At 61.1% G+C, this 22,839-nt stretch carries 22 protein-coding genes; 6 read left to right on the forward strand and 16 right to left on the reverse strand.

The genetic code is table 11. From position 1 onward, the window contains the following. Nucleotides 1–113: 113 nt before the first annotated feature. Nucleotides 114–890: an enoyl-CoA hydratase-related protein gene (locus tag ACG74X_RS05465; protein ID WP_411233141.1), complete on the forward strand. Its 777-nt coding sequence runs from the start codon at nt 114–116 to the stop codon at nt 888–890. A gap of 94 nt (nt 891–984) precedes the next feature. Here ACG74X_RS05465 and ACG74X_RS05470 read toward each other — a convergent pair whose 3' ends face one another. Next, nucleotides 985–2,280 carry a citrate synthase gene (locus ACG74X_RS05470; RefSeq protein WP_411233142.1) on the reverse strand — a complete coding sequence of 432 codons (1,296 nt, stop codon included), beginning with the start codon at nt 2,278–2,280 and terminating at the stop codon, nt 985–987. Nucleotides 2,281–2,362: 82 nt separating this feature from the next. After that, entirely contained in the window at nt 2,363–3,775 is a 1,413-nt protein-coding gene (gltX, locus tag ACG74X_RS05475; protein ID WP_411233143.1) for a glutamate--tRNA ligase, read from the reverse strand. Between the two features lie 77 nt (nt 3,776–3,852). Here gltX and ACG74X_RS05480 point away from each other — a divergent pair, with 77 nt between their 5' ends. Beyond that, a complete protein-coding gene (locus ACG74X_RS05480; RefSeq protein ID WP_411233144.1) occupies nt 3,853–5,886 on the forward strand; it encodes a ComEC/Rec2 family competence protein in 2,034 nt (677 codons plus the stop codon). Here ACG74X_RS05480 and lexA read toward each other — a convergent pair. The 7 genes from lexA to ACG74X_RS05515 all read right to left on the reverse strand — a co-directional run bounded on the left by lexA (nt 5,880) and on the right by ACG74X_RS05515 (nt 11,444). Then, complete coding sequence (lexA, locus tag ACG74X_RS05485; RefSeq protein WP_411233145.1) at nt 5,880–6,578, reverse strand: transcriptional repressor LexA; 699 nt, start codon at nt 6,576–6,578, stop codon at nt 5,880–5,882. The genes ACG74X_RS05480 and lexA overlap by 7 nt on opposite strands. 84 nt (nt 6,579–6,662) lie before the next feature. Next, nucleotides 6,663–7,832, reverse strand: a complete 1,170-nt coding sequence (glp, locus tag ACG74X_RS05490; RefSeq protein ID WP_411233146.1) for a gephyrin-like molybdotransferase Glp — start codon at nt 7,830–7,832, stop codon at nt 6,663–6,665. Beyond that, a complete protein-coding gene (moaC, locus tag ACG74X_RS05495; protein WP_411233147.1) occupies nt 7,829–8,305 on the reverse strand; it encodes a cyclic pyranopterin monophosphate synthase MoaC in 477 nt (158 codons plus the stop codon). The genes glp and moaC overlap by 4 nt, the downstream gene beginning before the upstream one ends. Then, nucleotides 8,302–9,105, reverse strand: coding sequence for an indole-3-glycerol phosphate synthase TrpC (gene trpC, locus ACG74X_RS05500; protein WP_411233148.1), 804 nt, complete (start codon nt 9,103–9,105; stop codon nt 8,302–8,304). The genes moaC and trpC overlap by 4 nt, the downstream gene beginning before the upstream one ends. Beyond that, complete coding sequence (locus ACG74X_RS05505; RefSeq protein WP_411233149.1) at nt 9,102–9,749, reverse strand: uracil-DNA glycosylase; 648 nt, start codon at nt 9,747–9,749, stop codon at nt 9,102–9,104. Before ACG74X_RS05505 ends, trpC begins: the two co-directional genes overlap by 4 nt. Nucleotides 9,750–9,849: 100 nt before the next feature. Then, nucleotides 9,850–10,866 (reverse strand): anthranilate phosphoribosyltransferase, encoded by a 1,017-nt coding sequence (gene trpD, locus ACG74X_RS05510; protein WP_411233150.1) that lies wholly within the window; start codon nt 10,864–10,866, stop codon nt 9,850–9,852. Continuing rightward, the gene (locus ACG74X_RS05515) at nt 10,863–11,444 is read right to left on the reverse strand and encodes an anthranilate synthase component II (RefSeq protein WP_411233151.1); all 582 of its coding nucleotides are present in this window, start codon (nt 11,442–11,444) and stop codon (nt 10,863–10,865) included. Before ACG74X_RS05515 ends, trpD begins: the two co-directional genes overlap by 4 nt. Before the next feature lie 149 nt (nt 11,445–11,593). On the opposite strand from ACG74X_RS05515, the gene ACG74X_RS05520 reads away from it, so the two are divergent. Continuing rightward, the gene (locus tag ACG74X_RS05520; RefSeq protein ID WP_411233152.1) at nt 11,594–13,207 is read left to right on the forward strand and encodes a divergent polysaccharide deacetylase family protein; all 1,614 of its coding nucleotides are present in this window, start codon (nt 11,594–11,596) and stop codon (nt 13,205–13,207) included. 11 nt (nt 13,208–13,218) lie between these two features. Here the strand turns inward: ACG74X_RS05520 and ACG74X_RS05525 are convergent, their stop codons facing one another. From ACG74X_RS05525 to ACG74X_RS05535, 3 genes are all read right to left on the reverse strand, one after another. Further along, nucleotides 13,219–13,872, reverse strand: coding sequence for a DUF1638 domain-containing protein (locus ACG74X_RS05525; protein ID WP_411233153.1), 654 nt, complete (start codon nt 13,870–13,872; stop codon nt 13,219–13,221). Beyond that, a complete protein-coding gene (locus tag ACG74X_RS05530; RefSeq protein WP_411233154.1) occupies nt 13,856–14,029 on the reverse strand; it encodes a hypothetical protein in 174 nt (57 codons plus the stop codon). Before ACG74X_RS05530 ends, ACG74X_RS05525 begins: the two co-directional genes overlap by 17 nt. Nucleotides 14,030–14,124: 95 nt before the next feature. Continuing rightward, entirely contained in the window at nt 14,125–14,829 is a 705-nt protein-coding gene (locus ACG74X_RS05535) for a corrinoid protein (RefSeq protein WP_411233155.1), read from the reverse strand. 183 nt (nt 14,830–15,012) lie between these two features. On the opposite strand from ACG74X_RS05535, the gene ACG74X_RS05540 reads away from it, so the two are divergent. Further along, nucleotides 15,013–16,098, forward strand: a complete 1,086-nt coding sequence (locus tag ACG74X_RS05540; protein WP_411233156.1) for a PA0069 family radical SAM protein — start codon at nt 15,013–15,015, stop codon at nt 16,096–16,098. 18 nt (nt 16,099–16,116) lie between these two features. Here the strand turns inward: ACG74X_RS05540 and bmt are convergent, their stop codons facing one another. Continuing rightward, nucleotides 16,117–17,133 carry a betaine--homocysteine S-methyltransferase gene (gene bmt / locus ACG74X_RS05545; protein ID WP_411233157.1) on the reverse strand — a complete coding sequence of 339 codons (1,017 nt, stop codon included), beginning with the start codon at nt 17,131–17,133 and terminating at the stop codon, nt 16,117–16,119. 130 nt (nt 17,134–17,263) lie between these two features. Further along, on the reverse strand, nt 17,264–18,472 hold the full coding sequence (locus ACG74X_RS05550; RefSeq protein WP_411233158.1) for an alpha/beta fold hydrolase: 1,209 nt from the start codon (nt 18,470–18,472) through the stop codon (nt 17,264–17,266). A gap of 106 nt (nt 18,473–18,578) precedes the next feature. Between ACG74X_RS05550 and ACG74X_RS05555 the strand changes: the two genes are divergently transcribed. Both ACG74X_RS05555 and ACG74X_RS05560 read left to right on the forward strand, forming a co-directional pair. Next, entirely contained in the window at nt 18,579–19,448 is an 870-nt protein-coding gene (locus ACG74X_RS05555) for an endonuclease/exonuclease/phosphatase family protein (RefSeq protein WP_411233159.1), read from the forward strand. Between the two features lie 77 nt (nt 19,449–19,525). Continuing rightward, nucleotides 19,526–20,287, forward strand: coding sequence for a heme-dependent oxidative N-demethylase family protein (locus ACG74X_RS05560; protein ID WP_411233160.1), 762 nt, complete (start codon nt 19,526–19,528; stop codon nt 20,285–20,287). A 2-nt stretch (nt 20,288–20,289) separates the two neighbouring features. Here ACG74X_RS05560 and ACG74X_RS05565 read toward each other — a convergent pair whose 3' ends face one another. Both ACG74X_RS05565 and glnA read right to left on the reverse strand, forming a co-directional pair. Next, on the reverse strand, nt 20,290–21,111 hold the full coding sequence (locus ACG74X_RS05565) for a lytic murein transglycosylase (RefSeq protein WP_411233161.1): 822 nt from the start codon (nt 21,109–21,111) through the stop codon (nt 20,290–20,292). 283 nt (nt 21,112–21,394) lie between these two features. Next, the gene (gene glnA / locus ACG74X_RS05570; RefSeq protein ID WP_411233162.1) at nt 21,395–22,801 is read right to left on the reverse strand and encodes a type I glutamate--ammonia ligase; all 1,407 of its coding nucleotides are present in this window, start codon (nt 22,799–22,801) and stop codon (nt 21,395–21,397) included. Between the last annotated feature and the right edge of the window lie 38 nt (nt 22,802–22,839).

Raw genomic sequence — 22,839 nt, forward strand, 5'->3', positions numbered from 1 at the left:
TCCGCACAGCGCACCCAACCCGGTCAGCCCCGATGTGACGCCGCGTTGGGCTTTGCCAACCTGCACAGTTCGGTGTTTGATGCGCCAGATCTGAATTCAGGAGTGCCCTGCGCATGCAATACGACACCATCGCCTTTGACATCACCGACAATATCGCAACGGTCAAACTGAACCGTCCCGACGTGATGAACGCGCTCAACACCCAGATGCGCGCTGAAATCACCGATGCGGTGCTGGAGGCGGGCAAGACAGCGCGCGTTGTGGTGTTGACCGGAGAGGGCAAATCATTCTGTTCCGGACAGGATCTGGGCGACCGTGCAAACGCCGCCAACCTTGATCTGGAGCGGACCCTGCGCGATGAATACGTGCCCATGCTGCGGGCAATCTTTGACTGCCCAGTGCCAACGATTTCTGCCGTGAACGGTGCAGCAGCTGGGGCAGGGGCCAATCTGGCGCTGGCTGCGGATGTTGTGATTGCATCTGAATCGGCCTTCTTTCTGCAAGCGTTCACGCGCATCGGTCTTATTCCGGATGCCGGCGGCACCTATTATCTTCCGCGTCAGATGGGCATGGCCAAGGCCATGGGGGCGGCCTTGTTCGCCGACAAGATCACTGCAAAACAGGCCGATGACTGGGGCATGATCTGGGAAGCGGTGCCGGATGCGTCCTTTGCCGATCACTGGCGCGCACGGGCCGCGCATTTGGCCAAAGGCCCAACCGCTGCCTATCAGCGCGTCAAGCAGTCCATTCGCGGATCGTTCGACAATGACCTTGAGGCGCAATTGGCGCTGGAGGCAAAGCTGCAAGGCCAATGCGGTAAAACGCGGGACTTCAAGGAAGGGGTGATAGCGTTTCTGGAAAAGCGCCCGGCACAATACGAGGGCCGGTAAACCACACCGGTGACGGCATCAGTCGCGGGGGGGGGGCCAGAAACGGGCAAGGTTGAAAAAGGCCACCCCATGGTGGCCTTTTTTTATTATGTGATCAGCGGTTTTCGATATCAACATAGTCGCGCTGAACCGGGCCCTGATACAATTGGCGCGGACGGCCAATCTTCATCTGCGGATCGGCAAGCTGTTCTTTCCACTGGGAAATCCAGCCCACTGTCCGGCTAAGCGCGAAAATCGGCGTGAACATGGAAGTCGGGAAGCCCATCGCCTCAAGGATAATGCCGGAATAGAAATCCACGTTAGGGAACAGCTTTTTCTCGGCAAAATAGGGATCGGCCAATGCGGCTTTTTCCAGTTCCTTGGCGGTGGCCAGAACCGGATTGTTCTCGACGCCCAGCAGATCCAGCACCTCGTCTGCGGATTGCTTCATCACCGTGGCGCGTGGGTCGAAGTTTTTGTAAACCCGGTGGCCAAAACCCATCAATCGGAACGGATCATCCTTGTCTTTGGCGCGCGCGATATAGGCAGGGATATTCTCGGGAGAGCCGATTTCCTTGAGCATCTCAAGGCAGGCCTGGTTCGCACCGCCATGCGCCGGACCCCAAAGACACGCAATGCCCGCCGCGATACAGGCAAACGGGTTGGCCCCGGAAGACGACGCCAGACGCACCGTCGATGTTGACGCGTTCTGTTCGTGATCGGCATGCAATGTCAGGATGCGGTCCATCGCACGGGAAATGATCGGATCGACCTGATATTCCTCGGCCGGCACCGCAAAGCACATATGCAGAAAATTCGCCGCATAATCGAGATCGTTGCGTGGGTAGACGAAAGGCTGACCAATGGAATATTTATACGCCATTGCCGCGATTGTGGGCATCTTGGCGATCAGCCGGTGCGACGCGATCTCGCGCTGGCGTTCGTCGGATGGATCGGTGCTGTCATGATAGAAGGCCGACATTGCGCCGACCACACCGACCATTGTTGCCATCGGATGCGCATCGCGCCGGAAGCCGCGGAAGAAGTTGTGCATCTGTTCGTGGATCATCGTGTGACGCGTGATCGTCGCCTCGAACAGCTCCAGATCCGCAGCCGAGGGCAGTTCGCCATAAAGAAGCAGATAACACACTTCGAGATAATGCGATTTTTCGGCCAGCTGGTCGATCGGGTAGCCCCGATGCAGCAATTCGCCCTTGTCGCCGTCAATAAAGGTGATGGTGCTGTCGCAGGCCGCTGTCGATGTGAACCCGGGGTCGTAGGTAAACACACCCGCAGCGCCATATAGCTTGCGGATATCAATGACGTCCGGACCGGCTGTTGGTGAATAGATCGGCAGATCATAAGTTTCACCATCAATGGTCAGCGTCGCAGTTTTTGTGGTGTCAGACATACGTGGTCCCTTCGTCTCAATGCTTTGAACGGGGGTTCAAAGCCAACTATCTCTGGTGCTTAAAAGGATCACTGACGCGTGGTCAGGTCGCCTCATCAGCAGATGCGTCCGTCAGGCGCGCAATGGTTTCCTCGCGTCCCAGAACCAGCATCATATCGAACACACTCGGCGTCACAGCCCGGCCTGCAAGCGCCGCGCGCAGAGGCCCCGCAAGCTTGCCGAATTTTGTCCCGTGCGCTTCTGCAAATCGGGATGTGACGGCCTCAAGCTCGTCGCGGGTCCAGCTAGCATTTTGCAACTGCGGCGTCAACGATTTCAGTATACCACGGGATACCGCATCCAGCTGCTTGGCGGCCTTCTCATCCGGCACAATCGGGCGATCGGCCATAATAAACTCTGCCTTATCAAGAAGTTCCGGAAACGTGCGCGCCCGCTCTTTGAGGCAATACATCGCACGTGCCATCGCGTCTTTCTGTGCGTCAGTCAGAGCAGGCCGGTCGGCTGCCGCCAGATAGTTCTTCAGTTCATGCAGCAGCGCAGCATCGTCGCCATTCGCGATATGCTGACCTGACAGGTTGTCCAGTTTCTTAAAATCAAAGCGCGCCGGGGATTTTCCGATTCCATTGAGGTCAAACCACTCTTTTGCCTGATCATCGGTAAAGAATTCGTCATCGCCGTGGCTCCAGCCCAACCGGGCAAGGTAATTGCGCATACCCGCCGCCGGATAGCCCATGGCCTGATACTCTTCGACACCCAACGCGCCATGGCGTTTGGACAGTTTCTTGCCATCGGGTCCGTGGATCAGTGGGATATGCGCCCAAACGGGCATGTCCCAGCCCATGGCGGTGTAGATCCCCATCTGTCGCGCGGCATTGTTGAGGTGATCATCGCCCCGGATCACGTGGGTCACGCCCATATCGTGATCGTCGACAACCACCGCCAGCATATAAACCGGTGTCCCATCCGAGCGCAGCAAGACCATATCGTCCAGCTGATCATTGCGGATCGTCACATCGCCTTGCACCTGATCGTGAATGACCGTGGTGCCTTCCATCGGGGTGCGCAGGCGGATGACAAACGGCGCATCCGGGTGGGTTTCTGGTGCGGCGTCCCGCCAGGGGCTTTGGAACAGAGTGCTTTTGCCCGCGTCACGCGCTGCCTCGCGGAAGGCTTCAATCTCGTCCTGGGTGGAAAAACACTTATAGGCCGCACCCTTGGCCAGCAGGTCGCGGGCGACGTCGGCATGGCGATCGGCGCGGGCGAATTGGCTGATCACCTCGCCATCATGGTCCAACCCAAGCCAGTCCAGGCCCTTCAGGATCGCCTCGGTGGCCTCCGGCGTAGAGCGTGCGCGGTCGGTGTCCTCGATTCGCAGCAGGAACGTGCCGCCACGACCACGGGCATATAGCCAGTTGAACAACGCCGTGCGCGCCCCACCGATATGAAGAAAACCGGTGGGCGACGGAGCGAAACGGGTGACGATCTGGCCGGACATGGGCACGTTTACCTTTCATTCACCATAGGGGAGATATCTTACCGGTCTCTTAACCAGCACCTTGAACGGGGGCAAGCATGGCGCGGGTCTTGTCGGGGATGTCAACCATCCTTCTTGCGCAGCGCGGGGGCCTCTTTGCGGGGGTGCCTGTCTGTCTGGCTTGCGGGATCTGCCTGTATTTCGGCCTGTTGTCCGAACCAACGCTAGCGGCGCTTGCGGCCGTTGCTGCCATTGGGGGCGGCCTGCTGATTGTCTATATGCGCAGCCGATCCGCTTTTGCGCCCGTGATCTGCGCCTGTGCGATGGTCTGTCTTGGCGTCACGCTTGCCGGTATGCGCAGCCATATGGTGGCGGGTCCGGTGCTGGATTGGCGCTATTACGGGCCAGTGACCGGGCGTGTGGTCGCCATTGATCGTTCTGCGTCAGATGCCGTGCGGATCACGCTGGACCGGGTCTGGCTGACCGATGTCCCGCTTGCCAAAACCCCTGAACGGGTGCGCCTGTCGCTGCATTCGTCGGTTCCCGGATTGTCGCCAGAGCCGGGAATGACCATCATGACAACCGGGCATCTGGGCCCTCCCGGCGGTGCGGTTGAACCCGGCGGGTTCGATTTTCGCCGTCACGCCTGGTTTCTGCGGCTTGGAGCCGTAGGCTATACCCGCAATCCGCTGGTCCTGTGGCAAGAGGCCAGCGGTGGGCAATGGGTGTTTCGCACCCGAATGGGCATGTCTGCCCGCATTCAGGCGGCGCTGCCAGGGGCAACCGGGGCCTTTGCCGCCGCCATCATCACCGGCGACCGCAGCGCCATTCCGCAGGATGTCTTGCAAGCCCTAAGGGACACCAACCTTGCGCATCTGCTGGCCATTTCGGGCCTGCATATGGGATTGGTCAGTGCGTTTGTGTTCGCCACATTGCGTCTTGCCCTGCTGTGCAGCCCGGTGGGATTGCGGTGGCCGACGAAAAAGCTGGCCGCGGTGGGCGCTTTGGGCGTGGCGGGCGTGTATCTGGCGCTGTCCGGAGCCAATGTGGCGACAGAGCGCGCCTTTGTGATGGTGTCGGTGATGCTGGTCGCGGTCATGTGTAACCGACGCGCGATTTCATTGCGCGCGGTGGCGCTGGCGGCAGTGATCATTCTGACCCTGCATCCCGAAGCGGTGATGGGGCCGGGGTTCCAGATGTCGTTTTCCGCAACCACCGCGCTGGTGGCGGTTTTCGGGGCGCTGCGCGACAGTCGGGTCGAGATCCCGAAACACCGGTTTCTGCGCGGGGCCCTATCGGTTGTGATGTCTTCGGCCATTGCGGGGGCTGCAACCGCGCCATTTGCCATGGCGCATTTCAACCAGATCGCCCAGTTCGGCCTTCTGGCCAATCTGGCGACCGTGCCCTTGATGGGCGTTCTGGTCATCCCGGCGGCTGTGCTTGGGGTGTGCCTGATGCCGTTCGGACTGGAATCCATAGGTCTGATCCCAATGGGATGGGGCGTGGACTGGATCTTGCGCGTGGCCCAGCACATCGCAGATTGGGACGGTGCGGTCCGGCCAGTGGTGACGCCGCAACCCGTGGTCTTGCCACTGATCGCGCTTGGCGCGCTGACTGTGGTGATCTGGTCAGGACGCCTGCGCTGGGTCGGGGTCGCACCCATTGTGGCCGCCATCGCGCTTTGGAGCACCGCAGACCGTCCCGACATTCTGGTCGCGCAAGGCGGTACTCTGGTGGGGGTGATGACCCCGGACGGGCGGGCCTTATCGCGGCCCAGAGGCACCGGGTTTGTGGCCCGCGTCTGGCTTGAAAATGACGGGCGGGGCGGCGATCAAACCAGTGCTGCGTCCTTGTGGCAGGCGGCACCGCCCGTAAATATCCGCCACATACATGGCAAACGGGCCGCCCGCGCGTTCCAGGGATGCGCCGCGAACGAACTGGTCATCGCCAGCGCCAATTTGCCAGCAGCGACAATTGCACCGACCTGCACCATCCTGGACAAACGTGACCTATCTGGCATGGGCAGTCTTGCCATCACCCGCCGTGCCGGTGGGGGCTATCACATTGAAAAAGCGCGCGACCGGGCTGGTGCGCGCCTTTGGAATGACAAAAGCGTGCGCGCCCGTCAGTAGGTGCGGATCAACCCGACCAGACGCCCTTGCACCTTGACATCCCCGACCGGCAGGATGCGCGGCTCATAGGCCGGATTGGCGGCCTCAAGAATGATGCTTTCGCCCTTGCGCCGATACCGCTTGAGCGTGGCTTCATAGCCTTCGACCTGCGCAACCACGATATCGCCATTATCGGCTGAAGAGGTTTCCCGGATCACCACCACATCGCCATTGTTGATCCCGGCGTCGATCATCGAATCGCCTTTGACTTCAAGTGCATAATGCTTACCGCTTCCGCTTAGCATCGCGCCCGGCACGGTGACTTTGGGGGGCACGTCATTGATTTCCTGGATCGGCACACCGGCGGCAATCCGGCCCATCAGGTCAAGCCCGACAGCATCCGTTGTGTCCACCTCGACCGCGTTGGCCGGGGCAGGGTGGTCCGGCACGTCGCCCTCGATCACCACGGGTTGAAACCCCGGTTGCCGTGCGGCCAGGGTGTCAGGCAATTTGACAATCTCGATGGCCCGCGCCCGATGCGCCAGTCGCCGGATAAACCCGCGTTCCTCTAGCGCAGTGATCAGGCGGTGAATGCCCGATTTGGAACGCAGATCAAGCGCCTCTTTCATTTCGTCAAAACTTGGCGGCACCCCATCGCGGGCCACCCGTTTGTTGATAAATTCCAGCAAGTCCAATTGTTTCTTGGTCAGCATGCTCTGCCTCCGCTCGCGTGATCCTCGCCGTTTGTTCTACGGATGTTCCTGTTTTGTGTCAAGAATCGCTGTGGCCGTCGCGATTTAGCGGATCGGCAGGTAGTCAACGACGTCCCCCGCATGGCGCGGCGCGTCTTTCGGGGCGCGCACGATCAACGCATCCGCCTCGCCCAGAATGCTGAGCAAAGAACTGTCCTGCGATCCAAAAGCAACCAGACCGCCATCCACAAACCGCGCCCGCATATAGTGTTCGCGCGGGCCGTTCTGTGGCAGATCTTCGGCCAAAGCCGCGCGCAATCGCGGGGCCTGCGTGGCGGGCAGGCCCAGAAGGGCGCGGATAACAGGGGCGATAAACACATGCCCGCACACCATGGCAGACACCGGATTGCCCGGCAGCCCGATCATCATGGCCTTGCCAAATCGCCCGGCCATCAAGGGTTTTCCAGGCCGCATCGCAACCTTGTAGAAAGTCTGATCAAAGCCCAGCTGAGGCGCAATATTGGCCACAACGTCATAATCCCCAACCGACGCGCCCCCAATGGTGACAATCAGATCCGCCCCCTCGGCCAGCTCGAACGCGGTTTTCAGCGACGCTTCGTTGTCGCGCGCAATCGGAAGCAGCCGCGGAACTGCGCCCAGATCGCGCATCAAGGCATGCAGACCCATCGTGTTGGACGCAATAATCTGGTCCGGCCCCGGCGTTTCGCCCGGCATCACCAATTCATCCCCCGTCGAGATCAGCGCCACCACCGGGCGCCGCATCACAGGCACAAGGGCAATGTTCATCGCCGCCATCAGCGCGATGTCATTCGGGCCCAGCACACGTCCGGCCTTTATGCGGTCACCCACCCGGAAATCCCCGCCTGCCGGGCGGATATACGGATTGCTGTCCAGCCTATCGCCAATGGTGATCCAATCGCCGTCGCGATGGACATCTTCCTGGATCACGATCCGCTCTGCTCCGCTGGGAACAGGGGCCCCGGTGAAAATGCGCACGGCTTGCCCTGGTCCGACCGCCCCCGCAAACCCGTGCCCCGCTGCGGATTCGCCGATGACCTGCAAGCGTTGGCCTGGGGTCGCCTGTGCCACCGCATAGCCATCCATGGCCGATCCATCAAAGGGCGGCTGATCGCGCGTCGCGGCCACATCATCGGCCAGCACACGTCCATGCGCCTCAAGCAGAGGCACCGTTTCGGTGTCCAGCGGCCGCGCAAGCCGGAACAGATGATCCAACGCCTCGGCGACAGAAATCATGGTGCTTCGTACCGCCCAGACTTGCCGCCATCCTTGAGCATCACGCGAATGCCGCTGATCTCCATCCCCTTGTCGACCGCTTTGGCCATGTCATACACCGTCAGCGCCGCCGTCGACACAGCGGTCAATGCTTCCATTTCGACCCCTGTCTGACCCGTCGTCTTGACCGTGGCCTCAACCCGCAGCCCCGGCAAATCCGGCTCGTGGGTCAGCTCGACCGCCACCTTGGTGATGGGCAGCGGATGGCATAGCGGGATCAGATCGGGTGTTTTTTTGGCCCCGATGATCCCCGCCAGCCGCGCCACGCCAATCACATCACCCTTTTTGGCGCGGCCCTGGGTGATGATGTCAAACGTCTCTTGCGCCATCTTGACATAGCCCTCGGCCACCGCCACCCGAGAGGTCACGGCCTTGTCGGACACGTCCACCATATGGGCATCGCCCTTGGCGTCGAAATGGGTCAGGCCGCTCATGCTGCCACCGGATCGGCAAGAAGCGACCGCGTCGCCTGGGCCACGTCCTCCTGACGCATCAGGCTTTCACCAATCAGGAAACTGCGCGCGCCAAAGCGCGCCATGTCGGCCAGATCGGCCGGGGTGAACAGGCCAGATTCAGAGATCAGCATGCGATCCTCCGGAATATGTTGCGATAGGTCGCGCGTTGTCTCAAGTGTCGTCTCAAAGGTCTTGAGATTGCGATTGTTGACGCCGATCAGCGGTGACGTCAACGCAAGCGCCCGGTCCAACTCGGCCCGGTCATGCACCTCGATCAACGCGTCCATGCCCCAGCCAAAGGCTGCGTCCTCCAACTCTGCCGCCTGGGCGTCGCTGACACTGGCCATGATGATCAGGATGCAATCGGCCCCAAGACTGCGGGCCTCGGTCACCTGATAGACGTCATACATGAAATCCTTGCGCAGCGCGGGCAGCGCAGTCGCCGCGCGCGCCGCAACCAGATAGTCCTTTGCCCCCTGAAAGCTCGGGCTGTCCGTCAAGACCGACAGGCAGGTGGCTCCCCCGGCCTCATAGGCCTGCGCCAATGCCGCGGGATCGAAATCCGCGCGGATCACCCCTTTCGACGGAGAGGCCTTCTTGATCTCGGCAATCAGCCCATATCCCGATGCCTGCGCCGCGCGCAGCGCCGCCCCGAACGGCCGCACCGTATCGGCGGCTTTTGCCGCTTGCTCAACCTCGGCATAAGAGGTTCGGGCTTTGTCCGCCGCCACCTCTTCAAGCTTATAGGCTTTGATCTTGTCGAGAATGGTTGTGCTCATGGCGTCGTCCAGTTGATCGCGGGTTGGCCCTGATCTGTAAGCCAAGCGTTGACCTTGGAAAAGGGGCGCGAGCCGAAAAAACCCCTCCGCGCCGACAAGGGCGAGGGATGCACGCTTTCCAGCACCAGATGCCCGCGCCCTGCCAAATCCGGCGCATGTTTGCGCGCGTCATTGCCCCATAACACAAAGGCGTGCGGCCGGTCCGCCAACGCATCCAGAACCTGGGGCACCAACGCCTGCCAGCCCAGGCCACGATGTCCGCGCGCGACACCAGAGGGCACGGTCAGCACATCATTCAGCAAAAGCACCCCCTGCGCGGCCCAAAAGCGCAGATCCCCATGTTCCGGCCTGTCGCCGATATCGTCGTGCAACTCCTTGAAAATGTTATTCAAAGATCTGGGCAAGGGACGAACATCTCGCGCCACGGAAAACGCAAACCCATGCGCGTGTCCCGGTGTCGGGTAAGGGTCCTGACCCAGTATCACAACGCGCACATCCTGCGGCGCACAGGCGTGCAGCGCTGCAAACACCTGATCCCGCGGTGGCAGGATCACGCGCTGCTCTTTGTCAAGCGCGCGCGCGATGCTCGGGTAGGTCTCGTCAAAAAACCGCAGATGCGCCCATGCTTCGGGGAGTGCCGTCATAACAGGAACCCGTGCCCCCGCGTCTCTGTTTCAAAAATATCTCGGGGGAGGCCGCAGGCCGGGGGCAGCGCCCCCTGACGCCCGTGCCATCGGCGCTGCGTCACGCCGCTTGCGAAATCCGCGCCAGCAGCGCGACGCGCGCCTTGGCGGCACCGCTGTCGATGCTTTCGGCGGCCATTGCGACACCGTCTTTCAGGTTGGTGACCCGGTCCGCCACGATCAGCGCCGCCGCCGCATTCAGCAAAACCGCGTCGCGATAGGCGCTGTGTGCGCCCTCCAGCAAATCGCGCAGGGCCTGCGCGTTCTCTGCCGGTGTGCCGCCCAGAATATCACGGAAGGGGTGAACCGGCAGGCCCGCATCCTCTGGATGCACTTCCATGCCGGTGATCTTGCCATCCGCCAGGGCGGCCACCTGCGTGGGTTCCGAAATTGAAATCTCGTCCGTGCCATCGCCGCCATGCACCAGCCAGGCTTTCTCGGAGCCAAGGTCTTTCAACGTCTCGGCCATCGGAAAGATCAGATCAATCGCAAAGGCCCCGGTCAGTTGCCGTTTGACGCCCGCCGGATTGGTCAGAGGCCCCAGAATGTTGAAAATCGTCTTGCATCCCAGCTCCTGACGCACCGGCATCACATGTTTCATCGCAGGGTGATGCATCGGGGCCATCATGAACCCGATCCCGGCTTCGCGCAGCCCGCGTTCCACATTTTCGGGGCCAACCATCACATTGATACCGATCTCGGTCAGCGCATCCGCCGCCCCGGATTTGGACGACAGGTTGCGATTGCCGTGTTTGGCCACCGGAACCCCCGCACCGGCCACAACAAAGGCGGTCGCGGTCGAGATATTGAGCGTGCCCATCCCGTCTCCGCCGGTGCCGACAATATCCATCGCGCCGTCCGGGGCGCTGACAGGGGTGCATTTCGCCCGCATCACAGCCGAGGCCGCGGCATATTCCGACACCGCCTCGCCACGGGCGCGCAGGGCCATTAAAAAGCCGCCAACCTGAGCGGGCGTCGCCTCTCCGTTGAACAGGATCTCAAACGCCTGTTCCGCCTGCGACCGGCTCAATGGCCCTTCTGATGCGGCATAGATCAGGGGTTTCATCATGTCGCTCATGCAGGCACCTTCAGCTCTTTGACAAAGTTCTCAAGCAGGGCGTGGCCATGCTGTGATGCAATCGATTCCGGATGGAACTGCACACCATGCATCGGCAGGCTGCGGTGGCTCAGCCCCATCACGGTGCCGTCCTCAAGCCATCCGGTGACCTCAAGACAATCGGGAATGGTGCCCTTGTCGACAACCAGGGAATGATAGCGTGTGGCCTCGAACGGTGAGGGCAGCCCGGCAAACACCCCTTTGCCCGCGTGATGAACACGACCCATCTTACCGTGGACAATCTCGGAATGGCGCACAACCGTGCCTCCGAACGCCTGTCCCAATGTCTGATGCCCCAGACACACCCCCAGCAACGGCAGTTCGGCCTTGGCGGCGGCCCGCGTCAACTCCAGACAGATCCCCGCCTGATCCGGGTCACAGGGGCCCGGTGACAACAGGACACCCGCAGGACGCATGGCAAGCGCGTCGTCTACGGTGATGGCGTCGTTTCGCACAACCGTGACTTCGGTTTTCAGCTCGCCCAGGTAATGTACCAGATTGTAGGTAAAGCTGTCGTAGTTATCGATGAGCAGCAGCATGGGTGTTTCTTCTCTGACAGGGCTGGCGGGGCAGGGGTCAATCGCGATATACATGCGCAGGCAGACCAAGGCGCGTCAAGGGCGTGCATGGGTCAACCGGCGCGGTCAGATGCCGGGACGCAAGCAAAGGCAAGGCGAGGGCGAAGAGCATGGCAAGAGGGTTTTTGTCTGGGGCCGTTTGGGGCACGGTTCTGTCTGTGGGCGCATTGGGCACCATTTCGGTTGTGACCGGCCCCGGGACCGGTCCGCGCGATATGGCGACAGAATCGGTGCCTGTGATCGCCTCGGACCAGGTCGAAGCGGATGCCCCGGCCACAGAGCCGACGGCAGAGGCCGAGCCAGCCGCGACCGCAGAAACAGAGGCGGATGCCCCGGATCAGGCGCAAACCGGCGCGGATGACGCTACAGCGTCGGCTGCAGAGACGGAAACCACGTCCGAACCCGCGCGGCGCCCGGTTGAACTGGACAGCGTGACGGCTGAAAGCGACACGCCGCTGATGCAGGCCCCGACCCCGTCCGAGGAGATCGACCCCGGCGCTGTTGTGGTTGCGCCGCGACCGGCACCGGATGCCGAAGACACTATGGCCGAGCTTGACGCACCGTCGGTATCTGGCGCTCCGGATGTTGAAATCACCACGCCGTCGGGTGAAGCCCCCGGCACGGCGACAGCACCTGCGCTGACAACCCCACAAAGCGAAATCGGGCTGAGTGTCGCCACCGAACCGGCCCAGCCACCGGCACCGGCCATCCCCGATGTTCAAAGCGCGCTTGCCCCGGAACGTGATGCCGCCGGGGATGAAGCAGACCCGGACCCGGATGCAGATACCGGAACCGACACCGCCGAGGCCGGAAGCGCAGCCGAAGGCCCCCAACCCGAGCGTCCGCGCGTCAACACGCTTGTGCCGGACACGGATGATGCCTCAGAGGATGTGGCCGCCGCCACACCAGACGCCGAGCGCCCGTCGATCGGCCGTCCTGCGGGGTCGCTGATTGATCGTGACACCGGATCAAGCCGCTTGCCCACCATCGGCACCCCGACCGACGACAGCGCCGCGCAATCAGACGCGGATGCCGACAAAGACAGCCGCCCCGCGCTTGAACGATACGCGGTTTCTGTTGCCAGCGATCCCAACTTGCCCAAGATGTCGATTGTCCTGATCGACGACGGATCGGGCCCGTTGGGACCGGATGCGCTGGACAGCTTTCCATTCCCGGTGACGTTCGCGCTTGATCCGGCAACCGACGATGCAGCCGAGCGCATGGCGCGATACCGCGCCTTGGGATATGAGGCGGCCTTGCTGGTTGATATTCCCGCAGCCGCGCAGCCTACGGATGTCGAACAGATTCTGGCGGGGTCTATTGCCGCGCTGCCCGAAACCGTGGCTTTGATCGAAGCCCCGGGCAGCGGCTTGCAAAGCACCCGTGAAAACACCGAACAGGCCTCGCGCTTTGCGTCGGATAGCGGTCATGGGCTGGTGTTTTTGCCCAACGGGCTGAACACCGCACAGGCCATCGCGCAGCGCGAAAATGTGCCCGCCATCAGCATCTTGCGCGATTTCGACGGGGATGGTCAGGACACCCGCACCAAACGCCGCTTTCTGGATGGTGCTGCGTTCCGCGCACGGCAGGACGGCGCGGTGGTAATGCTGGGCCGGTTGACCCCGGACACGGTCTCGGCGCTGGTTCTGTGGAGCCTGCAAGACCGCGCATCCAGCGTTGCAATGGTGCCGGTCTCGCGCATTCTGATGGACCCGCCCGAATAATCGGGCACCTGTTACTCTGAACTGGTCCTGGCGGCCCATCCGCGCATGTGAGTGGCAAGATCGCCATAGCCGGTAAACCGGCGTTCAAAGGCCAGACCCAGACGCTCGGCACAGGATTTGGCCGCAGCGGTCAAGGCCGGATCATCGGTCTGGGCCTGATAGATCAGCGTGTCGTAATTGCCGAAATACATGTCCCGCAAATCCGGATGCCGGTCCAGACCCAGCGGTTTCCACACAAACGCATCGAACTGCCGCACCAGGAAATCCGTCAGATAAAACGCGGTGATTTCATCATGCGCCGCAAAAGCGTCGGTGCCTTCAAAAAAGCTGTAGCAATGTGGCCCCGCGATCATGTCAACGCCAAGCGCGTCGCAGGCCGCCTGCAGCGCGCCACCGGTGCCGCAATCCGCGTAGGCCACATAAATATCGCGATAGGCCGCGCGGTGTTTGCCCACAGCGGCGCGCACAGCATCGGTGATGCGATCGGGATGATTGTGAAGGATGGCGGGCAGGCACGTCAGGTCGATGTGATCCCAGCCGTTTTTGTCGCGCAGCGCCAGGATCTCTCGGGCCAATGCACCGCACGCAATGATCAGCACACGGCCCGTGCCCTGCGCGTCCAGTCCGCGATCTGTCAGAGTGGTGTCGTCAGGCAGGCTCGTCATCGCCGGGTACATGGGTCAGCCCCCAGCGGGCCAACAGGCCCAAAGCGATCAGCCCGGGAAGAACTTTAATGACCCCGAATTCGGCGATGGCCCAAACGGTCATTCCCGACGCCGCGATTACGGCAAGGATCATAGAGGCGAAGGTGGTCACTGGCATGTTGAACTCCTTGTCCTCAAAATATGGGATAGATTCGGGCATAATAAAAGGCCCCGCCGCAAGGCGAGGCCGAAAAAGCGGCAATTTGCACGGATTTAACCGACAGCCAGCTGATTGTGTTTGCGCGCGATAAAGGTCTTGGCGGTTTCCACGGCAACCGCAGCGTCGCGGCAATAGGCATCTGCCCCGATTGCCTTGCCGAATTCCTCGTTCAAGGGGGCCCCGCCGACCAGCACGATATAATCGTCGCGCATGCCCTTTTCGATCATCGTGTCGATCACAACCTTCATGTAGGGCATGGTGGTGGTCAGCAGCGCCGACATGCCGAGGATGTCCGGCTCTTCGGTTGCGATGGCGTCGAGATAGTTTTCCACCGGATTGTTGATCCCCAGATCGACCACTTCAAACCCGGCACCTTCCATCATCATCGACACAAGGTTTTTGCCGATGTCGTGAATGTCGCCCTTGACCGTTCCGATGACCATCTTGCCAACCCGCGGCGCGCCGGTTTCGATCAGAAGCGGTTTGAGAATGGCCATCCCGCCCTTCATCGCATTCGCGGCAAGCAACACTTCGGGAACGAATAAAATACCGTCCCGGAAATCATGGCCGACAATGGTCATGCCACCGACCAAAGCCTTGGTCAGAATGTCGTAAGGCTGCCATCCGCGATCCAGCAAAATGGTCACGCCTTCTTCAATTTCATCTTTCAGACCATCATACAGGTCATCAAACATCTGCTCGACCAGCTCTTCGTCGTTCAGGTCGGCCAGAATGATGTCGTCTTGTTCTTCAGCCATGCGCGTATCTCCAGACGCCGGCGTCTCCGCCGAAGGGTGTATGCTTGACTATTCCTTGTTTTGAGGCGGGTTCACTTGCTGAAATCCGACATCAACGCAGACGCAACCGACGCGCAGGCGTTCAGTGTGTTCAATTTGAGGGGAATTCTTGCAAATGTTCCGTCTTTGTTCCATGTTGGCGCGATGACACATCATGACCGACCCATCGCGCCCGAACACCGCCGCGGGCGCGGCGCGGGCAGCCGGGATGCGGGGCGCTATGAAAAGACACGGCGCGTCGACGAAACCGATGGCTGGGATATGCCCGAAGACGCACCGGGTTTGCACACCACCGTGTCGGACGAACACCCGCGCAGCCTGATCAACTATGTCTCGTCGCCGGACCTGTCCTTTGACCGCACGATCAACCCCTATCGGGGCTGCGAACATGGCTGCATCTATTGCTTTGCCCGTCCCACCCATGCCTGGCTTGGCATGTCGGCCGGTCTTGATTTCGAAACTTGGCTTGTCGCCCGCCCAAAGGCGGCCGATCTGCTTGCCCAGGAATTGCGCGCCAAACGGTATCAGGTTGCGCCGATCGCCATCGGGACCAACACCGATCCCTATCAGCCGGTCGAACGCGACCGCAGGATCATGCGCGCCTGCCTTGCCGTGTTGCACGCGTTCCGGCATCCGGTTGCCATTGCCACCAAGGGCACATTGATCGAGCGCGATATCGACATCCTGTCTGACATGGCGGCACAAAACCTTGTCCAGGTCGGTATCACCATCACAACACTGGATGCGGATCTGAACCGCCGGATGGAGCCGCGGGTTCCCAGTCCGGCGCGTCGGCTGGCCACCATTCGCCGTCTCAGCGACGCGGGTATTCCGGTGCGGGTGATGATGTCCCCGGTCATTCCGGGCCTCACCGATCCCGAGATCGAGCCGATTCTGACCGCCGCGCGCGACGCGGGCGCGGTTGCGGCAACCTGGGCCATGCTGCGCCTGCCGCTTGAGGTGGCCCCATTATGGGAGGCGTGGATGGACGAGCATTATCCGCACCGCAAGGCCCGCGTGATGCGCAAACTGTACGATATGCATGGCGGCAAGGTCTATGACGCCCAGTTCTTCAAACGCTTTCGCGGGCAGGGGGCCTATGCGCAGCTGATTGCACAGCGCGTCACCAAGGCCCGCAAGCGATTGGGACTGCATGCGAATCTGCCTGCACTGGAATGTGGTGCGTTCCACCCGCAGCCCCAAATCGGCGATCAGCTGGACCTGTTCTGACCCGCTGACCCCGCGCGATCAGGCGCGGCGACGGCCACGCCGTTCGCGCTTGGGGGCGTTGCTCTGGTCGCCGGTGCCATCATTGTCCGAACTGAACGGCCCGATTTCGGCGGCGATCATGTCCAGCGTCGGGGCCGGTTGTTTTGCGGTGGTCTCCAGCGCGTGACGCATGGCGCGCAGATGTTCGGGCATGGTTCCACAGCAGCCGCCGATGATCCGCGCCCCTGAATCGCGCGCCATCACAGCATATGCCGCCATCAGATCCGGGGTGCCGTCATAATGAATATGCCCGTCCACATATTTCGGGATACCGGCATTGCCTTTGGCAATCAGCGGCCGGTCGGTTCCGGTGGCGGCAAACCCCAGAACGGTGCGCAGCAGATCAGACGCCCCTGTGCCGCAATTGGCCCCAAAGGCCAGCGGCGGGTTGGGCAGGGTCTCGACCAGGTCCACCATGGCCGAAGACGTCACCCCCATCATGGTGCGCCCGGCGGTGTCAAAGCTCATGGTGCCACACCACGGCATGTCCGCCAGCGCAAAGGCGGCGGCTGCGGCGCGGTATTCTTCGGGGGCGCTGATAGTCTCAAGCCATAGCACATCCGCGCCGCCTTCTTTCAGCCCCTCGGCCTGTTCGTGAAAGATCTCGACCGCATCGCTGTGCGACAAAGGTCCGGCGGGCTCCATGATGTCTCCGGTGGGGCCGACCGATCCGGCCACCACAACCGGATGACCGGCCCTGTCGGCCACATCGCGCGCGATCTCTGTGCCGATACGGGACAGCTCGCGCGCCCGGTGCTGCGCATTGTGCAGCCTGAGACGCGACGCATTGGCCCCGAATGTATTGGTCAGGAAAAGGTCACTGCCGGCCTCCACCGCGCCGGAATACAGCTTGCGGATATTGTCCGGCTTGGTGTCGTTCCAGAATTCGGGCGGATCGCCGCTTTCCAGCCCCATGTTGAACAGGTTGGTTCCGGTCGCCCCATCGGCCAAAAGCCAGTCGCGTTGGGCAAGAAGAGTGTGCAGAAGCTGGGTCATGGCGCAAATGTCCGATAGAAAAGGTTGATCCTCCCTGACACAGCTTGCGACACGAGACAAATTCATTGTGGCCCGCCTGCCAATGTCTGCCCGCCAATCTACGCTGCCCGCGTTGCGGCGGCAGGGGGTGTCAGACCAGTTCGGTTTCCACCTTCGAGGATGCCTCCAACGTGCGGTGGACCGGGCATTTATCCGCGATTTCCAGCAGTTTGAGACGCTGCTCCTGGCTCAGATCCCCGCTTAGGGTGATGCGGCGGCGGAACAGGTCAATCTTGTCGATTGTGGCTGTCCCGGCATCTTGTGCATGCACCTTGTCATGGCTGACATCCACCGACACATGGGTCAGCGGCCACCCTTTGCGCCGCGCATACATGCGCAGCGTCATCGACGTGCAGGCCCCAAGCCCGGCAGACAGGAAACCATACGGCGATGGCCCGCGATTCGTGCCGCCATAGGCCCGCGGCTCGTCCGCCAGAACATGATGCGGACCGGCCTGAACGTCTTGCAAGAACCCGTCGCTGTCCGCCTCTGACACCCGCACGATGCCCTCGGGCGCACCAACGGGCGGGGCCGGGGGCGTCAGCTCCAGATACCGGCTCACCCAAGCCGTGATCACATCCGCCGCATATTCCGCATCTTTGGGCCGGCTGATCAGATGATCGGCATCATCCAGCGTGACAAAGCTTTTGGGATGCTTGGCCGCGACAAAGATATTCGTTGCGTTTTCAATCCCAACCACCGCATCACGCGGTGCGTGCATCACCAAAAGCGCAGCCTTCAGAGTGGCAATCGCCGGGGCCAGCACCTGTGCCTTGACGTCTTGAACAAACCCGGCGCTGATGGTGAACGGGCGTCCGCCCAGATCCACCTCTGCCGTGCCCTTGGTCTGAATATCATCCAGCGCACCGGCAAAATTCCGGGTGACATGTTCTGGATCAAAGGGGGCTCCGATGGTGACGACCGCCTTGATCTCGGGCATGTCGCTGGCCGCGCGCAACACCGCAGCACCCCCCAGCGAATGTCCGATCAGCATCGCCGGGGCCATATTTCGCCCGCGCAGATAGGCGGCGGCGGCATGCAGGTCAGACACGTTGGAGGTGAAGGTCGTATTGGAAAATTCGCCTTTTGAATGGCCCAACCCGGTGAAGTCGAACCGCAACACCGCAATGCCCATCGCAGACAACCGCGCGGCAATCCGGCGCGCTGCCGGAATGTCCTTGGAACAGGTGAAACAATGCGCAAAAAGGACAGTGGCCAAGTGCGGCCCCTCTGGCAGGTCAAGCCGTGCTGACAGAGGGTCTCCGGCGTGGCCGGGAAAAGTGATGCGTTCTGTGGGCATGGTCTGATCCTTGGGGGCGGGGCTGCGCGCCCCGTGGTGTTTCGTTGGCCTTAACAGTGTGACGTGTGTGGCCTGTTAGCAAGCAATGTGTCGGAGGCGTCACAGCATGGTGAGAGCAAAGCGATGGGTGGTGAATGGCGGTGCATGTGCGCTGGCTGCGGCGTTTTTCGGCGGATTTGCCGGAGCCATCCATCCCGCCGGTGACAGCCTTGCGGTGTTTCGCCTGCCCATCGCAGCGGTTTTTGCGCTTTGGGTGATCTGGTCGCCCTGGCGATACTGGGCGCGTTGGTCCATCGCGGTGGTGTGTTTGGCCGCGATGGCCCAGATTGTCGCGCTCAAATACGTGTCGCATCCGCCGGGCGGCGTGGGCGTTTACCAGAAAAACCTGTTATACGAGAACGATCAGGTCGCGGCGATATTGGCCGATATCCGTGCGGCGAACCCCGACATTGTCGCATTGCAAGAGCTGACATCGCGCAACGCCGATCTGGTGCGGCAGCTGCGGGCGCAATACCCCTATCAGACCAGCTGTGCCCTGACCGAATGGGCGCGTTTGGCCGTATTGTCGAAATGGCCCAAGGAAGGTGAGGTTTGCATCGAAAATCAGGGGCTTGTCGGGATGCAGGTGGCGTCTCCGAACGGCGTGTTCTGGGCGTTCAGCCTGCATGCGTTCTGGCCCTGGCCACATGGTCAGGCCGCGCAGATGCGGCAGATCCTGCCCGTTTTGCAGGGGTTGGAAAACCCGATTGTTCTGGCCGGTGATTTCAACATGGTGCCCTGGTCCCATGCCTTGCGCCAAGTGTCGCAGGCGACACAGACCACCCGCGCGGGACCGCTTTTTCCGACGTTGCGCAAAATGGGGGCACCGCTGCCGATAGATCATGTCTACGCACCCGGCGGCGGGCGCGCGACAGCCCGGCCGCGCCTGGGGTCGGATCATGCGGGCGTGATGGCAAAGGTAGTGGTTTTCGACTGACCCCGCTCACAGCGGTCATCACGTTCAAGGCTGCCAGATACCGTTTCGTTTGTCTTTCAGGCTTGCTAGAAGGACGCATGATCTTTCAGTCCGCCTTGCCATACGATGTGTTTGCCCAACGCCCGTTGCCGGGAATCATGCCGCTTGGGGACAGGCCGTGGTTTCTGGTGGATGACGCCTATGCCGGCCAAATGGCATATCGACGGGCGCTTGTGTCGGAAAAGCCAGGGGCGGTTCTGGCAACCGCCAATCCAGGCGCAAAGGCCCAGCAAGAGATGCTCGCCGATATTCTGACGCAGCTTCCTGATGGGTTTGTCGTGTCGGATACGGATGTGATCTGCCCCGATGGCACCCGCGTCGCGCTGGATCGCTCGACCCCGTTTCTGACGCTCGCGCGGATCTTGCAGGACGATATTTGCCTGTTGGAAAAACGCGGTGACGAACATGTGCTGACCGGTGCGGCGCTGTGTTTTCCGGCCAGTTGGCAGCTGTCTGAAAAAATCGGGCATCCGCTGACCCATATTCACGGCCCTGTATCCGACTATACCGACGTGATGGCCAAACGCGTGCAGCGCCTGTTTGACGGGGTGCGGCCCGGTCATGCGCTGTGGCGCTTTAACGCGCTGTGGTATGACGACCCGGACCTGCATCAACCGCGCTCCGTTAGCGCGCCGCGCGCGATAACGGATCAGACCCGCGCCCCGTATCTGCGCAGCGAACGACAGGTGATATGGCGGCTGCCCGAAAGCGGCGCTGTGCTGTTTACCATTCACACCTTTGTGGTGCCACGCGCCGTCTTATGTCCTGCCCCGTCCCAAGAGGCGCAGATCACCGCGTGATCTCAGCTGCCCGCGCGCTGGGCCGAGTAAACGATCGCCCGCAGGTAATTGCCGCTGTCGTTCCAGACCGACAACACGTTGAAATTGCGTGTGCCTTCGCCAAAGGGCTGCCCCGGCTGCCAACCATTCTGGCGCAGCATGTTGGCCGCCGTGGCCAGCGCATCAGCGGCGTTATACGGATCGGCCTGGCCGTCACCATTGGCGTCGACACGGTATTTCATCCAATTGCCTGCAAGAAATTGCATATGCCCCAATTCGCCCGAAGGCCCGCCCTTGGTGCCGGGCGACAAGATCCCCGCATCCACCATTTGCAGTGCTGCGATGGCGTGAGGTTCAAACCTTGGATGACGGCGGCAATAGGACGACAACGTCACCGCACCGCTTACGATGGGCGTGCCACCCAGATAGCCGCCCCAGCTGGTCTCCAGCCCCCAAATCGTGGCCAGGATGGACGCAGGAACACCATAAGAGCGTTCTATGGCCGCAAACGTGTTCGGATTGCGCGCAATCCGGCTGCGCGTCTGCTGAATGAAACTTTCGGCCGAACTGCCCGACCGCTTGGCAAGAAACCGCGCAGGATCGCCTTGGAGCGTCCCGGTCTGGCTGCTCGGATTGGATTCAAACCTCCAGGTGATGTTGGAAAGGCCCGCGGATTGCAGCGCGGTCAGCCCCCTTTGCCCAACACCCGCCGCCGCCGCTTGTTGCGCCAGCGTCTGCTTGTATTGGTTGAATGCGCCTTTGTTTGTTATGCACTCCGCCGCAACGGCGGGCAGGGCAGCAGTCAGGGACACACAGGCAGCAGCAATCAAACGACGCATCAACATATACTCCAAAACACCATTTTGGGTGACGTTAGCAAAATCCGCCAAAGGCGCAAGCGCCGCCGTTTTTCAAAGCTTGAAGGCCCGGTCGCGCTCCGCAACGCGTCGCTAATACGTCAGCCGGTTGGGCCGGGATATCACATGGCGGTCAGCCTGTTCATTCCTTTATGTGCCTGTGCTGAGCCTGTTGGCATATTGAGGTCTTTCTGCGACCTCGGCAAAAAAAAAGGACACCCAAAAGGGTGCCCTTTCCAATGTGCAGCGCCAAGACGCCGCGGCACTTGTATCAGCAGCTATAATACATGCCGAATTCAACCGGATGCGGCGTGTGCTCGAACAGTTCGACCTCTTCCATCTTGAGCGCGATGTAGCCGTCGATTTGATCTTTGGTGAACACATCCCCCGCCAGCAGGAAATCGTGATCGTCGCGCAGGCTGTCGATTGCTTCGCGCAAGCTGCCGCACACTGTCGGGATGCCTTCCAGCTCTTCGGCGGGCAGATCATAGAGGTTTTTGTCCATGGCTTCGCCGGGGTCGATTTTATTTGTGATCCCGTCCAGACCGGCCATCAGCAGGGCGGCAAAGCACAGATAGGGGTTTGCCGACGGATCGGGGAACCGGGCCTCGACGCGCTTGGCCTTGGGGCTTTCGGTCCATGGAATACGCACACAGCCCGACCGGTTGCGCGCGGAATAGGCGCGCAGCACCGGTGCCTCGAAACCGGGGATCAGGCGCTTGTAGCTATTGGTCGCCGGATTGGTAAATGCGTTGAGCGTTTTCGCGTGCTTGAGGATGCCACCGATGAAATACAGCGCTTCCTGGCTCAGATCGGCATATTTGTCGCCAGCGAACAAAGGCTTGCCATCTTTCCAGATCGACATGTTCACATGCATGCCGGTGCCGTTATCGCCATAGATCGGCTTGGGCATGAAGGTGGCCGATTTACCATAGGCCTGAGCGACGTTGTGGATGACATACTTGTATTTCTGAAGCTCATCCGCCTGCTTGGTCAGGCTGTCAAAGATCAGACCAAGCTCATGCTGGCAGGACGCCACCTCGTGGTGGTGCTTGTCAACCTTCATGCCAAGACGCTTCATCGTGGACAGCATTTCAGAGCGGATGTCCTGCGCGTCGTCGATCGGGTTGACCGGGAAATAGCCCCCCTTGAGGCCGGGGCGGTGGCCGGTATTGCCCATCTCGTATTCGGTATCGGTGTTCCAGGACGCATCCAGCGCATCGACTTCGTAAGACACTTTGTTGACGGTGTTGGAAAAACGCACATCGTCGAACAGGAAGAATTCGGCTTCCGGGCCCATATAAGCGACATCGCCAATGCCAGACGATTTGAGATAGGCCTCGGCTTTCTGCGCCGTGCCGCGCGGGTCACGGTCATAGGCTTCGCCGGTGTCGGGCTCGACAATGGAGCAATGCACGCAAAGCGTCTTTTCCGCGTAGAATGGATCGACATAGGCGCTGTCGGTGTCGGGCATCAGCTTCATGTCCGACGCTTCGATCGACTTCCAGCCCGCGATGGACGAGCCGTCAAACATGAACCCTTCTTCCAGAAAATCCTCGTCAACCATATCGACATCCACCGTGACGTGCTGAAGCTTGCCACGGGTGTCGGTGAACCGGATGTCCACATAGGCGACATCTTCGTCTTTGATCAATGAGAGGAGCGCATCTGTGCTCATGGTGTATTCCTTTTCAGTGGTATCACGTTATGTGTGGG

Origin of the sequence: Marivita sp. S0852, from assembly GCF_046591575.1 — a bacterium.
Lineage (GTDB): Bacteria > Pseudomonadota > Alphaproteobacteria > Rhodobacterales > Rhodobacteraceae > Marivita.

Excerpts from the sequence above, each read along its gene's own strand:
- glp (WP_411233146.1), bottom strand. The coding sequence starts at position 7,832 with ATGATTTCTGTCGCCGAGGCGTTGGATCATCTGTTCCGGCTTGCGCGG.
- glnA (WP_411233162.1), bottom strand. The coding sequence starts at position 22,801 with ATGAGCACAGATGCGCTCCTCTCATTGATCAAAGACGAAGATGTCGCC.
- ACG74X_RS05565 (WP_411233161.1), bottom strand. The coding sequence starts at position 21,111 with ATGTTGATGCGTCGTTTGATTGCTGCTGCCTGTGTGTCCCTGACTGCT.
- ACG74X_RS05480 (WP_411233144.1), top strand. The coding sequence starts at position 3,853 with ATGGCGCGGGTCTTGTCGGGGATGTCAACCATCCTTCTTGCGCAGCGC.
- lexA (WP_411233145.1), bottom strand. The coding sequence starts at position 6,578 with ATGCTGACCAAGAAACAATTGGACTTGCTGGAATTTATCAACAAACGG.
- ACG74X_RS05470 (WP_411233142.1), bottom strand. The coding sequence starts at position 2,280 with ATGTCTGACACCACAAAAACTGCGACGCTGACCATTGATGGTGAAACT.
- ACG74X_RS05515 (WP_411233151.1), bottom strand. The coding sequence starts at position 11,444 with ATGCTGCTGCTCATCGATAACTACGACAGCTTTACCTACAATCTGGTA.
- ACG74X_RS05555 (WP_411233159.1), top strand. The coding sequence starts at position 18,579 with ATGGTGAGAGCAAAGCGATGGGTGGTGAATGGCGGTGCATGTGCGCTG.
- moaC (WP_411233147.1), bottom strand. The coding sequence starts at position 8,305 with ATGAGCGGCCTGACCCATTTCGACGCCAAGGGCGATGCCCATATGGTG.
- ACG74X_RS05530 (WP_411233154.1), bottom strand. The coding sequence starts at position 14,029 with ATGCCAGTGACCACCTTCGCCTCTATGATCCTTGCCGTAATCGCGGCG.
- trpC (WP_411233148.1), bottom strand. The coding sequence starts at position 9,105 with ATGAGCACAACCATTCTCGACAAGATCAAAGCCTATAAGCTTGAAGAG.
- ACG74X_RS05550 (WP_411233158.1), bottom strand. The coding sequence starts at position 18,472 with ATGCCCACAGAACGCATCACTTTTCCCGGCCACGCCGGAGACCCTCTG.
- ACG74X_RS05540 (WP_411233156.1), top strand. The coding sequence starts at position 15,013 with ATGACACATCATGACCGACCCATCGCGCCCGAACACCGCCGCGGGCGC.
- ACG74X_RS05520 (WP_411233152.1), top strand. The coding sequence starts at position 11,594 with ATGGCAAGAGGGTTTTTGTCTGGGGCCGTTTGGGGCACGGTTCTGTCT.
- ACG74X_RS05465 (WP_411233141.1), top strand. The coding sequence starts at position 114 with ATGCAATACGACACCATCGCCTTTGACATCACCGACAATATCGCAACG.
- bmt (WP_411233157.1), bottom strand. The coding sequence starts at position 17,133 with ATGACCCAGCTTCTGCACACTCTTCTTGCCCAACGCGACTGGCTTTTG.
- trpD (WP_411233150.1), bottom strand. The coding sequence starts at position 10,866 with ATGAGCGACATGATGAAACCCCTGATCTATGCCGCATCAGAAGGGCCA.
- ACG74X_RS05535 (WP_411233155.1), bottom strand. The coding sequence starts at position 14,829 with ATGGCTGAAGAACAAGACGACATCATTCTGGCCGACCTGAACGACGAA.
- ACG74X_RS05525 (WP_411233153.1), bottom strand. The coding sequence starts at position 13,872 with ATGACGAGCCTGCCTGACGACACCACTCTGACAGATCGCGGACTGGAC.
- gltX (WP_411233143.1), bottom strand. The coding sequence starts at position 3,775 with ATGTCCGGCCAGATCGTCACCCGTTTCGCTCCGTCGCCCACCGGTTTT.
- ACG74X_RS05505 (WP_411233149.1), bottom strand. The coding sequence starts at position 9,749 with ATGACGGCACTCCCCGAAGCATGGGCGCATCTGCGGTTTTTTGACGAG.
- ACG74X_RS05560 (WP_411233160.1), top strand. The coding sequence starts at position 19,526 with ATGATCTTTCAGTCCGCCTTGCCATACGATGTGTTTGCCCAACGCCCG.